Genomic DNA, 11,958 nt, shown 5'->3' on the forward strand with positions numbered 1-11,958 from the left:
CGTGGGTTAGGCTTGTTTGGCCTCGGGGGTCTCCTTCTCGCCCGTCTCCTCGCCCACGAGGGATGCTGGTATCTTGTACCACTTTTCGCGCTCTAGGTTAAAGGTCTTGTATACCACCTCCTCGATCTCGCCCCATCTCTCTTTGAGCGCTGGTAGAAGCCTCTCGAGTACCATGTAGGTCCTGGAGGATACCTTGCCGCGGAACCAGGAGACGTCCTTAGCCATGCCGACGTTGAGAGCCTCGTAGTCTACGCCGACCTTCTCGTCCCTATCCCTGCCGGTCACGAGCTTCTCGAACTCTAGTAGCAGGGTGCCTCTTGGCAGCACATACTCGCCGTACGTCTCGTGCATAGCGAGCCTCCTCTTGATCTTCGAGAGCACTCTGAGGCCTAGCAGCTTGTTGGGGTTTGGCCTTATCTTCGCGACTTGCAGCGTGCCTAGGAACGCGATTATCCCAGAGAGGTCTGAGATGGGCTCGAACCACGGCTTCCCGGCTTCCACGCCGCCTGAGCGTAGCAGGACCTGCGCCGAGAGCACGGTGTTATAGACGAGGCCTTTGCGGAAGTCCTCCCTCTTAGCCAGGTCGAGTATGTTACCAGCCTCTGTGCCCTTGAAGAGGGCGTAGCGCGCCGGAGTTGGCGCCATGAGGCCAACGTAGAAGCTGAAGACGAATGATGCTGTCGGCTCGTTTATGGTGGAGACGACGATATCCGATATGATGCTCCTCGATACGCCGACCTCGTTGAGACGACGCGGTGTCTCGGTGAACGCTACGACCTCTAACACGCCAAACGCCTGGGCGATTCGCAGGTAGTACAGTATATCGCCGATGTTGAAGTTGTGTAGCAGTGGGTACTTCTCGCCGAGCTTCTCGACGCGCACTATGCCGCCGGTGATCTCGCTGACGGGCTTAGGCTCCTCGCCGAAGCCAGAGGCCTTCACTAGGATGTCGCGGAGGAAGTCGAAGAGCCCGGTTATCCCGGCTAGCTTACCCTGCGCGGCCGAGGATAGCTCCTTGAACCTTCGGGGAACTCTAGGTTCGAAGGTGAGAGGTGGCAGTAGCATGCTCACTCTTCCTCCTCTATGCTAAGGGGCGTAGCTGCGCGATTGATAAAACGTTGCGTTGCCAGCCCACGGTCTGCCCCCATCACTCCGACCGTTTTTACCTTCGGGGGGCACTGGGCGTGGCTAGCAGGGTTTAACCCGGAAGTAGTATCACCCTACCTGCCGCGTAGGGCTGGTGGCGCCACTTGACTAGCCTTGCCGAGCTCCTAGCGAGAGCCTACGTCGCGGAGAGCGGCGCTGTGGTACTCGGCGAGGGTATAGTAGCGGATGGGCATATGCCTGGCGCGCTGGTGCGCATAGTCACACATGCTCACGTTGATCACCTTGTGGGTATGAGGGAGAGTCTGCGCGAGACGCCGTTCATAGCAGCGACGCCCCTGACGCTAGAGATGCTGCCGGAGCTAGGGTACCGCATACCTCGGGCCAAGCAGCTACCCCTAGCGCACCACATCGAGACAGAGTTGATGGGGTATCGCGTCAAGCTACTACCTGCTAACCACATCCCCGGCGCTGCGCAGGTGCTAGTCGAGTGGGAGGATGGGTTTCGCGTCGGCTACACGGGTGACTTCAAGCAGCCCGGCACGCCAGTCATGAAAGACCTTGATGTGCTCGTGATAGAGGCTACGTATGGGAGGCCGGAGCACAGGCGGCCATGGAGCATGGAGATAGAGTACATCTTTGCCGACCTTGTGCGTGACCTGCTCGTGAAGGGCCCAGTCTACATATACGCGTATCACGGTAAGCTCCAGGAGGCCATGAGGATACTGAGAGAGCAGGGCATTGACGCACCGTTCATAGCGCCTAGCAAGGTGTACAGGATAGCGCTGATAGTCAAGAAGCACGGTATTGATGTTGGTGAGGTGCTATTAGCAGAGAGTAGGGAGGCCAAGGAGGTTATGAGGGACGGCTGGTACATCTACTTCACGCACATGATGAACCGTAGGAACGGCGCGCCGCCAACGGCGCAACGCGTGATACTAAGCGGGTGGGAGTTCAGCGGTCCCTACAGGCAGGCAGGTACACGCACCTGGATAGTATCGCTCAGCGATCATGCAGACTTCGACCAGCTAGTCGAGTACGTGCAAGAGGCCAAGCCAAAGCTGGTAGTTGTCGACGCGTATAGGGAGGGCTCATCCGAGGCATTCGCCTCTTACATAAGGAGGCATCTAGGCATACCTGCAGTTACATCGCCATAGCCTAAACTCGAGACAAACGCGTGTGCACGCTCTTTGCCCCTAGTGCTAGGCATCCAGGTTCCATCCGAATTCCCGCCACCAGGACCCAAGGATACAATCAATGCTATGCCTCTACGTGTGCCTCACAAACTCCAAGTGCTGTTATTTGGAGTTGGGTATTCCGCCGCTTCGGGGTGAAGTGAGATGAGCGGAGACGTCTATGTCCTCGGTATTAACGGCTCGCCTAGGAGGTATGGTGGTGTCGCGAAGCTGGTCAGGATAGCGTTGAAGGCGGCTGAGGAGGAGGGTGCGCGCACAAAACTAGTACACCTCTACGATCTTGACATGAAACCATGTATTGGCTGCGTGAGCGACGATATCAAGGCTTGTCGCCACCCATGTGTCATACGCGACGATTTCACAGAGAAGCTCGCGAATGAGATACTTGAGGCAGATGCTTTGATCATAGGAACGCCGATATACTGGTACGCGCCCAGCGGGGCGGTCAAGAACCTCATAGACAGGATGACTAGCTTCGAGAACATGATACACCATGTCGGTCGTAGTATTGTTGAGGGGAAGGTAGCGGCTGTAATTGCTGTCGGGAACGACACTGGAGCGATACAAGTCATTGCATGGATGATGGCTGTGCTCAACAGCATGGGGTTCCATATACCACCTTGGGCACTAGCCTACTATCACCATCGTGAAGGCGAACCTCTCAACGATACACAGGCGGTTATGGACTCCATAAACATAGGCAAGATTGTAGTGAAGGCTGCAAGGCTGTTGAAGAACGCGGGTGGATGGTACAGCCCGCGTGTAGAGCTAGAACGGTACAAGGAGTACGCGAGGAAGACTGCAGAAGAGGAACGTGCAAGACAGCTACCCGAGAGACGCAAGGCAATGGGGCTCGAGTAGCCTCCCAGGAAGGGCCACTCAGTAAGGCTACTACTTTTGCTGCGCAGTGCTGGCCTTCTTCTCTTCTTCCAGCTTTAGTATCTTTGCGAGCCTCTTCTTTGGTATGTGGAAGAGCCTATGCGCTATCAACGCGATGTACTCGTCATCCGGTATTATCTTCTCTAGGCCTATGCGCGCAGCCATAGCTTGTTTCAATGCCTCCTTGGCGATTCTATTCTTCACCTCGGATGTCGCTATTGCCTCGGCAACACGAAGTGCAATATAGAACCTCGCATACTTCCTTGCAACCTTCTCGTATTCCGGGAGAACCTCCGGTATCTTACGCAGCAGCTGTATCAACTCATTCTCGCTAGCGTAGCCCAGCAATACCTTCGTCGCGATAACCCGCAGAATACGGGCTACCTGGTTCTCGTCGAGACTCTCGCCCAGGATCTTCTCTATCTCCTCGCGCGACTCTACGCCCTCCATTATCCGGCGTGCTGCTTCCTCATACGCTAACTCCTTGTAGAACAGGGCTCGAAACCAGTTTGGCTCCTCCTCGTCAAGCCCAAGTCCATACCTCGCAACTACATAGAGAGTCGCCAGCTCCTTATCGTATATGTCTGGGGGCGTAGCGGCACCCATGATAGGCAAGATCCCGATCCTATCGTATACCGCTTTCAGCGTCTCGGCAGCCGTGCCCCTATCCACGATATGCTCTCTCAGCAATCTAGAGAGTATGTCGATGGCCGCCGACACCCTAACCTTGTGAACACCACGCACCTCACTCAATGCTCTCTACCCGGCTCTCCCGTCTAGTGGAGGAGAGCATACACAGGAATACTACTTCTACCCGGCAGCTGCCCCGCGAGGCACGCTACTACTAGCGTCGCTAGTGTGCTAGGAGCGAATCGGGATGCTGAGCGTGGCAGTATTCCACTCTGTGCTGTCAAGCTTGTTTTACTAGAAGTGCGTAGTAGAACCCGCTAGTACGGTGGCGGTGGGGCCATGCTCTCCGCGCCCATGGTTGGAGAGGGCTGGGGTCGAAGAGGGGTGGGTTGGGTTCAAGGGGTTTCACTCGCCCGTGGTACTTGCTAAGAAGCCATGAGATGATATCCTCGCCTTCCTCGCGGAGAAGGCTACAAACGCTGTACAGTATCCTACCTCCGGGCTTCACTATCCTATAGGCGGCTTCCAGCAACTCCCTTTGAAGCTTAGTTATCTTCTCGAGCTCCTCGGGCTTAAGCCTCCACCTAACGTCCGGGTTCTTCGCGATAGTGCCCGTGGAGCTACACGGAGGATCGACTAGTACAGCATCGGCAACTTCCTCTCCAAGCATGTCTGGCGCTCTCCTGCCATCACCCATCACTATGTCCACGACTCTATCGGCGCCGACGCGCTCAAGCGTCTCGCGCAGCTTGGCGGCGCGGTCCGGGTACGGCTCGAAAGCTATGATGTGCGACTTTAGCCTGGTTAACTCGGCGAGATGGCTAGTCTTGCCGCCGGGAGCGGCACACAAATCGACGATGGTCTCGCCCGGCCTGGGGGCGAGTAGGAGACTGGCAGCGGCCGAGGCGTCATCTTGTAGCACGGCAAACCCTCTACGCACGAGTTTGAAGACCTCTGGGCGCAGCTCACCCCTCTCTATCTTCACCACAGTCTCGACAAAAGGAGAGACCCTAGGCTTGTACCCGAGCCTTCTCAGCCACTTCACTACGTTGCCAACAGTAGTTTTCAAAGTGTTAACACGGAGCGAGAGCGGCGGTACCCAGCTATTCACAAACTGGAAGAGAGTCTCGGCCTCATTCTCACCGATAAACGACGCTACACGCTCATAGATGAACCTTGACACCATTAGCCGCTCTTCCAGAGGGTCTATAGCAGTCCTTGCCTCCTCGATACGCTCCACAAGCATCTTGAAGATATCCGGGTCTCCGCCAAGCTTCGCGAGAATCCTTGGTGTGAACTCCTCCATCCAAACCGTTATGTCCTCGTGGCCCTCACGGTGAGCAATAAGCCTCTGGAATGCGTATATCCTTGCAGCGGCCCTCGTGTAAGCATCTAGCTTCTCCACGCTAACGCCGACAGCCTTCTCGACAACGCGGTCGAGGAGACCCTGGAGACTCCAAGCACGGTACATCATAGCGGTGAAAATCTTGTCCTTGACCGTACCGGCTATCCCGTACTCCCTGAAAACCTCGCGCTTGGCAACCTGCCAGGGCTTGTACTCCTCACCCCTCTTCATAGCCACTATGAGAGCCTCAATGTCCCTTGGCGTCAGCTTGACGGGCACTATCACTCCACCAAGCTGTACACGCGGGTAGCAACGGGGGTATCTCGCTACTTCAACCCGAGTCGTCGCAACACAGCGTACACCGTCGAGACGGGCCTCTCAAGCTTCTTCGCTATCTCGTATACGGTGGCACCCTGCTTGTAGAGCTTCTCAATCTCCTCTATCTCGTCTGGGGTCACCCTGCGATGCGAGTGGCTCCTTCTAGAGCTCCTATGCGGCACATTATGCTTCTTGAGTATCTCGTATAGCTTTGTAGTCGATATGTTGTACTTCTCGAGGAGCTGTTGCACCGGGACACCCTCCATGTACTCGCGTACGAGCTGCTCCTCCTCCTCGGGCGTCAGCTTCTTGCTGCGCCTCCTCTTCCTCATAGGCTCGATTCCATGCCTGCGCAGTATGAGGTAGATAGTGGCCTTGTTTATGCACGCCCGCTTCGCAATCTCGTCTATGGGCACACCCTCCTTGTACAACTTTACCACTAGCTCGTCCCTCTCCTTCTTCGACATCTCGTAGCAGTTCTTCCCCTCATCGGGCAACGTAGAACGGCCCCCGGTATCTCATTCACTTCCCAGGGTGTGGGTTAAGGCACCCACGCTTGCACACTACTAGTCGCGTGGAGGGGAGCCCATGGCTAGGATAGAGCAGGTCAGGCCAGAGGAGCTGAGATTCGAGGAGGGCGCATTCCTAGTAAGGCTGGCTAGGAGGGCAGTCGAGTACTACTTCGAGACGGGGAAGAAGCTCGAGCCTCCTGAGGACACGCCAGAGCGGCTATGGAGGCCTGGCGCGGCGTTCGTCACCATACAGGTCTTCCGCTCCTACGAGGTTAGGGAGTTGCGCGGGTGCATAGGGTACGTTGAGGCTGTGAAGCCTCTTGTTGAAGCCGTGATTGACGTGGCTTTACAATCGGCGTTCGAGGACCCGAGGTTCCCGCCACTAAGGAGAGAGGAGTTGCCCATGGTAACCTTTGAGGTTAGCGTGTTGGGCCCGCTTGAGGAGTTGCCGCGCGACCCGGAGTCTAGGCCGAGGAGCTTCGAGATAGGCAGGCATGGTCTTGTGGCGCGTCGCGGGTGGTTCCAGGGGCTACTGCTCCCAGAGGTTCCCGTCGAGTACCTTTGGGACGAGGAGACGTTCCTCGCCGAGACTTGCGTGAAAGCAGGGATGGAGCCAAGCTGTTGGCTCGACCCGGAGACAGAGTTCTACAGGTTCTCGGGCAGGATTTGGAGGGAGAGGGACCCAGAGACCAGGGTGATAGAAGAGAGGGACCTGAGGGAGGAGCTGAGGCGAAGGCTGGGTGTAGCGCAAGGCTAGCCTATATAGGCGGTGGGTGGCTGGGGAGCCCCTCCGGGGTCGGTGGCGTGTCTAGGAGGGCCTCCGGGAGGGACAAGTGGAGGCTCAAGAAGTGGTACGAGGTAATAGCACCGCCCGTATTCGGAAGCGTTGTGCTAGGCACCACGCCCGCAGATGACCCACTCAAGCTAATCGGCCGTGTGATGGAGGTTACGCTCTTCGACATAACTGGCGACTTCTCGCAGGTCCACATCCACCTCTACTTCCAGATAGTAGATGTGGATGAGCAGAACCTTAAGGCCTATACGAGGTTCAAGGGTCACGAGCTAGCAAGAGACTACATGAAGAGCCTCATACGCCGCAAGAGCAGCAAGATCCAGGGCATCTACAACGTGTGGACCAAGGATGGTTACGGGCTTCGCATAACGGGTGTAGTCCTCACGAGCTACAGGTGTAAGACCAGCCAGAAGAAGGCCATACGCAAGATAATGGGTGAGATTATCACCAAGCGTGCATCCGAAATGACGCTCGACGAGTTGATACAAGCGATGCTATTCGGCAAGCTCGCCAACGAGATACACGCAGCCGCAAAGAAGATCTATCCAGTGAGGAAGGTCGAGATATACAAGTCGAAGCTACTATGGGTGCCAGGGCCCGACGGTAAACCACAGCCAGCAGTCGTGGTATCCCCGCTGATGTTCAAGCGGTAAGACTAAGCGTTATCAACGGGTTTTGCAAGCCCCACTCCGTGGCGACCTGATTTGGCGGGCAGGAACAAGGCAGTCTGGTGGGCGCTGGCAGGTTTCATGATATTCATTTTCGTGGCTCCTATGCTAAGCTGGATGATTGCTGGCGTGACACCCCGCGGAAGTGGGGGCACAGACCTCTACATAATCTATGACGATAAAACTCTGAACGCGGCGGAGGCGCTCGCCAAGTTCTTCAGACAGTATAACCTTACGGTCGAGTTGATGCCTGCTAGCAAATTGAACGTAGAGTTTCGCGCCTATCCAGTTGTCCTCCTAGCTCCGACCGCCAACACAAATAGGCTACAATCACTCGGTATACTATCCCTCGTGGTCCGGGGGCCCGAAGGTGCACCAATGCTACCCTACGACCTAGTGCTGCAGATAATCACCAAGCTTGACGCGCAGGGCCAGATAAAAGGCCTCCCAATGCACATACTGGCTAACGCCACGATATACTTCATTGAGGGCGAGTCTCCCGCTGGCAAGCTAAACCGCATGATATTCGCCAATATGTTCACGGGCATGTTGCCACTCTTCCGCGCGCTATTCGCCGCTAACATCTCTATTGCAACCAGGATACTGAACATCACAGAAGCAAAGGCCATGGGCATACCCGTTGAGAACCTAACGATACTCCCAGCCATAGTAGCAGAGTCGAGATATAACCTGACGCAGGGCACGCTCACAGTTGTGCACCTCAGCGGTGACTTCTATACGCTCGCACCCTGGGCGATGCGCCAGCTGGCAAACATACTAGCAACCAGTGGCGTCACCGAGGGCGTAGAGGTGCTGGAGACGCCTCCGAACACCACAGGCCTGATAACCTATGGCAGGCCTGAGGCGCCCGTAAAAGCAGTGGTATACTGGGACTTCCTATGCCCATTCTCAGCTAGGTTTGCTAACGAGACGCTGCCAAGCCTAGTTGCGGCGGCCAAGCAGGGCAGACTAGAGCTGTTCTTCGCGGATCTAATCGTGCACCCGAACGCGTTCAAACTACACCAGATGGGTCACTGTGTTTACGAGAAGTACGGCCAAGAGACGTTTGTGAAGTATGCGCGTGAAGCGTTCAAAGCGGTCAAGTATGCTACCAACGCAACGCTGCTCAGCAGCTTCAGAGAGGAGCTCGCAAAGAAGTACAACGTTTCAAACTGTGACGCATCAATAAACCCGGATGACGCCCAGAGGCTAGGCATAACTGGGACGCCAACCGTAGTCCTATGGAGCGATGGGTACAAGCGGCTCATTATTCTTGTGGGTGTGAAGCCGGTCTCGATCTACGAGAGGACGGTCAACTGGCTAGCCCAGAAGGCTCTAGGCAAGTGAAACCCACGAGGCGAATATGAGCCCCTACATGCCCCTCCCATCTTTTACTGGTAGGTAACTTGTCCACGCCCAAGCCGGTACAGGGGGAGGGCGACGCTCTCCTGGATAAGCCGTATGTACGCGAAGCTAGGCTATGGGAGCCGCTACCCGATAAACCAGGCTACGTGAAGTGTAACCTCTGTGCCAGGCGTTGCACGATAGCGCCGGGCAGGTATGGTGTCTGTGGTGTCCGCAAGAATATCGGTGGGAAGCTCTACACGCTGGTCTATGGTCTCCTAACAGCGATGAACCTAGACCCTATTGAGAAGAAGCCACTCTATCATTTCGAGCCCGGCAGCGGTGTACTCTCCATATCGACTGTCGGGTGCAACTTCTTCTGCCAGTTCTGCCAGAACTGGGAGATATCACAATCGAGGCTAGAGAAGGGCCTCTATGGTAAATACGTGCCACCCGAGGAGGTTGTGGAGAAAGCTAAGCTTGTCGGTGCGGATGGAATAGCCTACACGTATAACGAGCCGAACATCTTCTTCGAGTATCTGTACGACGTAGCTAAGCTAGCCAAGAAAGAGGGTCTCTACAACGTGATGGTGACGAATGGCTACTGGACGCCCGAGGCGATAAGGGAACTAGGCAACCTCATGGATGGCGCCACTGTCGATTTCAAGGGTGGCGGCAACCCTGAGTTCTACAAGAAGTTCATGGGTGTGCCGGACCCGTCTCCAATCTATGATGCGATACTAGAGATGAAGAGGCAGGGATGGTGGATAGAGATAACGAACCTTGTGGTACCAAAGTATGGCGACAAAGAAGAAGACATAAGGAGACTCGCAAGGTGGATAGTGGAGAACCTAGGCCCCGAAACGCCATTCCACCTCCTACGCTTCCACCCGGACTACAAGATAACATGGCTGTCCCCGACACCCGTAGAGACGATAGAGAGACTTGCAAAAGTTGCTATGGAGGAGGGGCTGAAGCACGTGTACATCGGTAACGTGCCGGGGCACCCCCTCGAGCACACATACTGTCCGAATTGCGGCGAGAAAGTGATTGAGAGAATGGGGTTCTACATACTCGCTTGGAGACTCAAGGAGGATAATAGGTGCCCAAGATGCGGCTACAAGCTAAACATCCGGGGAAGGTTCCACGGCGGCGGAGTACACATAACTCCTCTACTATGGTGACGGCATACGCTCGCATCAGGGTAATGGTGTAGTTATTTTGGGTTCAGCTTGCGAATGGGAGCCTCTGGTCAAGCTAGGCGAGGCAGCTCGAAAGGCTAGGCTCCGCGAAGGTCCAGTACTTGTACCAGCTTCTAGCATATCCTCGTGGTACTGGTGCGGGCTCAAAGCGTGGCATAATGTTACGCTGTTCAACGCAGGGTGGCTCAGTAGCGAAGAGGTGCAGGAGCATCTAGATGCGCTGGCGGTGTTGTGGTATGCTGAGATTATGCGAAGCTCTAGACCAGAAGTCGTGGCGGGTAAGCTAGTCCACGGCGAAGTTGATGTATTGGCGTTGGAGGGCGTCTTGCAACGCCTAACGTTAAGCGACGTGAAGACCCTCGTCATGAAGGGTGTGCTGCGTGGCCTTATAGACCCCGATGATTACAAGAGGCAGGTAGAGCGTCTAGATGCTGCTAGCGACCCGGTTGAGTATTTCAAACGAGAAGAGTGGCCATTATTCCGCTTACCGCTCGACTGTTGCGAGATTATCGGTGTGCCCGACGGCATCGAGTGGGGAAAGAGAGGCGTCGTGCTACTTGAGGTTAAGAGTAGTTCCAGACCGGAGAGGTATGAGGGTGGAGCAGCACTCCGCAGCGCCAAGGTTCAACTAGCGAGTTACTACGCCATTCTCTCTAGTAGATGGAGAGTCGAGAAGGCTATCCTAGTAGTCAAGGGCCTCGACGGTAGCATATACCGGCGCGTAGAGTACCACCCAGAGCAGCTCGAGGCTATATGGAGGACGCGTGGCCTCCCAGCCGCAAGGAGACTGGCGTCATTCAAAGCGCCCTCCAGGCGCGTCAAGAGATTATGTGGGAAGTGCGAGCTAGGATTTGAGCCCCCGAGTGATACTTGAGAAGCCTCTCGCAGATGCCTAGGATGGAGTCCGCCCTTGCTAGCAGCCAGGCTGTACGGGCCGCGTGACTTGCGTGTCGAGGATGTGCCAGAGCCTAAGCCGCCGCGCGGCTGGGTACTCGTGAGGACCGTTGCTGTCGGCATATGTGGTACGGACAAGGCGTTCTACACCGGCACCTACCAGCTGTTCAGGAAGCCGCTCATACCCGGTCACGAGGCTGTCGGTATTGTAGAGGAGGGTCCGCGGGAGATACAGGGAGAGCTAGTGGTCACCGAGATAAACCTGGTAGAAGACTGGAGCGCGGAATGCGCCAGAGCCGGTCTGTACACGCATTGCCCGGGCTCCATCCGGAAGGTTCTAGGCATCACTATGGATGGAGCCATGGCAGAATATTTCATCTCCAAACCAGAAGCCCTCCACCCAATAGGCGACCTTGACCCAATCAAGGCGGTCTACGTGGAGCCTCTAGCCGCTGTACTGAGAGCATTCACGTTACACCCCCTGAGGCCCGGCGAGAATGTAGCAGTGATCGGCACGGGGCCGATAGCCCTCATCTCTGCACAGGTAGCGAGACTCCAAGGTGGAAAAGTAACCGTCTATGCCAGGCGAGACTCTGTGAAGAAAAGAGTGTTTGAGAAGCTCGGGTTCCACGTAGAGACAGTAGACGAGATAGACCTGGACAAGATTGCGTGGGAAGGACTCGGGTACAGCGCGGTTATCGAGGCGACGGGCTCGCCCAGGGGGCTCGAAATAGCCGTAGCTATTGCTGCGCCCCGTGCAAGAATATACATGAAGAGCACGCATGGCTCGCTCGTGAGCTTCAATCAGACGCTAGCGGTCGTCAAAGAGTTGGAGCTCCTAGGTTCGAGGTGTGGGACCTTCAGCGAGTTTCGCGAGGCGATAAGGTTGTTAAAAGAGGGCTACATACACGTAGAGATTAGCAGCGTCTATGCGTTGAGGTACGCGAGGGAAGCGTTCGATAAGAGCCTGGAAAGAGACCAATTCAAGGTAGTAGTCAGGGCATCATAACGCGAAGCTCGTCCAAAAGGCCAGGCTCTTCACCCACTCTCAAAACTATCTTTAAATATCCAGG

At 55.8% G+C, this 11,958-nt stretch carries 12 protein-coding genes; 8 read left to right on the forward strand and 4 right to left on the reverse strand.

Translation table 11 applies throughout. From position 1 onward, the window contains the following. Window positions 1-6 precede the first annotated feature (6 nt). Complete coding sequence (locus PYRFU_RS05330; RefSeq protein WP_014026615.1) at window positions 7-1,065, reverse strand: hypothetical protein; 1,059 nt, start codon at window positions 1,063-1,065, stop codon at window positions 7-9. A 185-nt stretch (window positions 1,066-1,250) separates the two neighbouring features. Here PYRFU_RS05330 and PYRFU_RS05335 point away from each other — a divergent pair, with 185 nt between their 5' ends. Continuing rightward, on the forward strand, window positions 1,251-2,261 hold the full coding sequence (locus PYRFU_RS05335; protein WP_014026616.1) for an MBL fold metallo-hydrolase: 1,011 nt from the start codon (window positions 1,251-1,253) through the stop codon (window positions 2,259-2,261). 183 nt (window positions 2,262-2,444) lie between these two features. Further along, a complete protein-coding gene (locus PYRFU_RS05340) occupies window positions 2,445-3,161 on the forward strand; it encodes an NAD(P)H-dependent oxidoreductase (RefSeq protein ID WP_014026617.1) in 717 nt (238 codons plus the stop codon). Window positions 3,162-3,191: 30 nt separating this feature from the next. On the opposite strand, the gene PYRFU_RS05345 is transcribed toward PYRFU_RS05340, so the two are convergent. The 3 genes from PYRFU_RS05345 to PYRFU_RS05355 all read right to left on the reverse strand — a co-directional run bounded on the left by PYRFU_RS05345 (window position 3,192) and on the right by PYRFU_RS05355 (window position 5,969). After that, the gene (locus PYRFU_RS05345; protein ID WP_014026618.1) at window positions 3,192-3,923 is read right to left on the reverse strand and encodes a DUF2192 domain-containing protein; all 732 of its coding nucleotides are present in this window, start codon (window positions 3,921-3,923) and stop codon (window positions 3,192-3,194) included. A 166-nt stretch (window positions 3,924-4,089) separates the two neighbouring features. Next, a complete protein-coding gene (locus tag PYRFU_RS05350) occupies window positions 4,090-5,433 on the reverse strand; it encodes an RsmB/NOP family class I SAM-dependent RNA methyltransferase (protein WP_014026619.1) in 1,344 nt (447 codons plus the stop codon). Between the two features lie 47 nt (window positions 5,434-5,480). After that, the gene (locus PYRFU_RS05355; protein ID WP_014026620.1) at window positions 5,481-5,969 is read right to left on the reverse strand and encodes a helix-turn-helix domain-containing protein; all 489 of its coding nucleotides are present in this window, start codon (window positions 5,967-5,969) and stop codon (window positions 5,481-5,483) included. Window positions 5,970-6,060: 91 nt separating this feature from the next. Here PYRFU_RS05355 and PYRFU_RS05360 point away from each other — a divergent pair, with 91 nt between their 5' ends. The 6 genes from PYRFU_RS05360 to PYRFU_RS05385 are packed head-to-tail and all read left to right on the forward strand — an operon-like array spanning window position 6,061 to window position 11,894. Further along, complete coding sequence (locus PYRFU_RS05360; protein WP_014026621.1) at window positions 6,061-6,741, forward strand: TIGR00296 family protein; 681 nt, start codon at window positions 6,061-6,063, stop codon at window positions 6,739-6,741. 47 nt (window positions 6,742-6,788) lie between these two features. Next, entirely contained in the window at window positions 6,789-7,430 is a 642-nt protein-coding gene (locus PYRFU_RS05365) for a 30S ribosomal protein S3ae (RefSeq protein WP_014026622.1), read from the forward strand. 51 nt (window positions 7,431-7,481) lie between these two features. After that, a complete protein-coding gene (locus PYRFU_RS05370; protein ID WP_014026623.1) occupies window positions 7,482-8,792 on the forward strand; it encodes a DsbA family protein in 1,311 nt (436 codons plus the stop codon). A 59-nt stretch (window positions 8,793-8,851) separates the two neighbouring features. Beyond that, window positions 8,852-9,973, forward strand: a complete 1,122-nt coding sequence (gene amrS, locus PYRFU_RS05375; RefSeq protein ID WP_014026624.1) for an AmmeMemoRadiSam system radical SAM enzyme — start codon at window positions 8,852-8,854, stop codon at window positions 9,971-9,973. Window positions 9,974-10,010: 37 nt separating this feature from the next. Beyond that, complete coding sequence (locus tag PYRFU_RS05380; protein ID WP_014026625.1) at window positions 10,011-10,865, forward strand: PD-(D/E)XK nuclease family protein; 855 nt, start codon at window positions 10,011-10,013, stop codon at window positions 10,863-10,865. A 36-nt stretch (window positions 10,866-10,901) separates the two neighbouring features. Continuing rightward, a complete protein-coding gene (locus PYRFU_RS05385; protein WP_014026626.1) occupies window positions 10,902-11,894 on the forward strand; it encodes an alcohol dehydrogenase catalytic domain-containing protein in 993 nt (330 codons plus the stop codon). Window positions 11,895-11,958: the final 64 nt, after the last annotated feature.

This window comes from Pyrolobus fumarii 1A (assembly GCF_000223395.1).
GTDB classification, from domain to species: domain Archaea; phylum Thermoproteota; class Thermoprotei_A; order Sulfolobales; family Pyrodictiaceae; genus Pyrolobus; species Pyrolobus fumarii.

Excerpts from the sequence above, each read along its gene's own strand:
- PYRFU_RS05340 (WP_014026617.1), top strand. The coding sequence starts at position 2,445 with ATGAGCGGAGACGTCTATGTCCTCGGTATTAACGGCTCGCCTAGGAGG.
- PYRFU_RS05330 (WP_014026615.1), bottom strand. The coding sequence starts at position 1,065 with ATGCTACTGCCACCTCTCACCTTCGAACCTAGAGTTCCCCGAAGGTTC.
- PYRFU_RS05360 (WP_014026621.1), top strand. The coding sequence starts at position 6,061 with ATGGCTAGGATAGAGCAGGTCAGGCCAGAGGAGCTGAGATTCGAGGAG.